Here is a 1,956-nt window from a genome sequence, read left to right on the forward strand (position 1 = left end):
CCGTGGCGGGCGGCGGCACCGGTATCGGCATCGCGTCGTACGATCCCGGGTCGGGCCGGATCACCGGGGAGGGCACGCTGACCGGGGTGTCCGACCCGTCGTATCTGGCCGTGCACCCGGACGGACGGACGCTGTACGCGGTCGCCGAGCGGCAGGACGGCGCGGTGACGGCCGTGCGCCTCGCCGACCGGCGGGTCCTCGGCACCCGGAGCACCGGCGGCGCGGGTCCCTGCCATCTGTCGGTGCATCCCACCGGCCGCTGGCTGCTGAGCGCCGACTACGGCTCGGGCAGCGTCTCGGTGCACCCGATCGACGCCTCGGGGACCCTGGGCGAGCGCACCGACCGGGTCACGCACACCTCCCCGCCGCCCGGCCCCGGCCAACAGGGGCCGCACGCGCACCAGTTCGTCACCAGTCCCGACGGCCGGCACGTGCTCGCCGTGGACCTGGGCACCGACACCGTCTACACCTACCGGCTGGATCCGGTGCGGGGCACGCTCGCGGAGGCCGCCCGGGCGCGGACCCGGCCGGGCGCGGGCCCGCGCCATCTGACCTTCCATCCCGGCGGCCGGTACGCCTACCTGGCCAACGAGGTGGACGACACGGTGGCCGTGTGCGCCTACGACCCGCGCTCCGGGCGGCTGAGCGTCGGCGCGCCGCAGCCGACGGGCTCGGAGGGCGGCACCAACTACCCGGCGCAGCTGCTGGTGACGGCGAACGGCCGGTTCGCGTTCCTGGCCAACCGGGGGCACAACAGCCTCGCCCGGTACGCCGTGGAGTCCGCCGGGGCCCGGCTGCGGCTGCTGGGCACGGTGCCGGTGGGCGGGGACTTCCCGCGGCAGATCGCGTTCTCCCCGGACGGCCGGCTGCTGTTCGCGGCGAACCAGCGCTCCGGCACGGTCACCGTCTTCCACGTCGACGCGGAGAGCGGGGAACTGAGCCCGGCGGGCGAGCCGTTCGCGTCACCCGTCGCCGTCTGCGCGCTGCCGCTGTAGCGCCCGGGGGCAGCCCGCGGCGGCGGCCTGGGCCAGCAGGGCGTGCATGCGTTCGGTGAGCTGCGGCACGTCGTCGGCGGGTGTGTGGAAGGGCAGCCGTACGTCGCCGTGGGCGCGGGTGCGTTCGACGCGCAGGGTGAGGCCGTGCCGGTCGACGGCGAGCGGGACCACCCGGGTCGCGGCGTGCAGGCTCTCCGGCCGCACCAGGCGGCTGAGCCGCTCGACGGCGTCCGGGTGGGCGTCGGCGAGGTGGGTGAGCAGCCGGGCCTCGGCCCCGGCGAGGGGGTCGGGCCGGGCGGCGGTGAACTCGTCGAGGTCGACGACGACGGGCCCCGGGGCCTGCCGGAGCACCACACGGGTGGGGAGGAAGAGCAGGCCGCCCTCGGACGGGGTGAGCCGGCCGGAGAGGAAGAGCCGGGCCCGGACGCGGTGGCGCACCGGCACGGGGGCGACGTCGGCGAACTCCAGCAGGGCGGAGGGTTCCTGGCGGGGCGCGCACAGGGAGGCGACGGACAGACCGCTGTCGTCGGGCACGGTCAGCCGCACCCGGCCGTCCTCGGTGACGGTGTGCGCTCCGGCGTACTCCTCGCGCACGCCGTCCGCGGTCACCGCGCACGACCACGCGACGGACAGCACCGAGCGTGCCCGTTCCGCCGCGCCGGGGGCGGCCGTCCAGTCCTGCGTGTCACCCATCCGAGACCTCCTTAGGTAAGCCTTGCCTAACCTATCGGAGTTCGGGGCGTGCGCCAACCGCGCCGCACCAGCGGACGGGAGCATCCAGGGTCAGGCGAGTACGCCCAGCAGCGCGCGGGCGCACAGGTCGCGCACCCGCTCGCGGCCCAACCCGCCCTCCTGGCCGAGCCATTCCAGACACACGGCGGTGGTGAAGGCGAGCCAGCCGCGCACCGCCAGACGCACCTCGGGGGCGGTCTCGACGACCGGCCCGAACTCGGGGTCGGCG

General features: G+C 76.3%; 2 protein-coding genes and 1 pseudogene. 1 reads left to right on the forward strand and 2 read right to left on the reverse strand.

The window, feature by feature from the left end; genetic code table 11:
• Positions 1-995, forward strand: a 995-nt coding sequence (locus H5J33_RS33310) for a lactonase family protein (protein ID WP_181798428.1), incomplete at its 5' end; no start/stop codon positions are given.
• Here the strand turns inward: H5J33_RS33310 and H5J33_RS33315 are convergent.
• Together H5J33_RS33315 and H5J33_RS38045 are read right to left on the reverse strand one after the other, a co-directional pair.
• The gene (locus H5J33_RS33315; RefSeq protein ID WP_181798429.1) at positions 963-1,688 is read right to left on the reverse strand and encodes a DUF2470 domain-containing protein; all 726 of its coding nucleotides are present in this window, start codon (positions 1,686-1,688) and stop codon (positions 963-965) included. The genes H5J33_RS33310 and H5J33_RS33315 overlap by 33 nt on opposite strands.
• A 90-nt stretch (positions 1,689-1,778) precedes the next feature.
• Positions 1,779-1,956: pseudogene (locus tag H5J33_RS38045) on the reverse strand (TetR/AcrR family transcriptional regulator); the annotation flags it as partial.

Origin of the sequence: Streptomyces sp. WELS2 (assembly GCF_013870595.1) — a bacterium.
GTDB lineage: Bacteria > Actinomycetota > Actinomycetes > Streptomycetales > Streptomycetaceae > Streptomyces.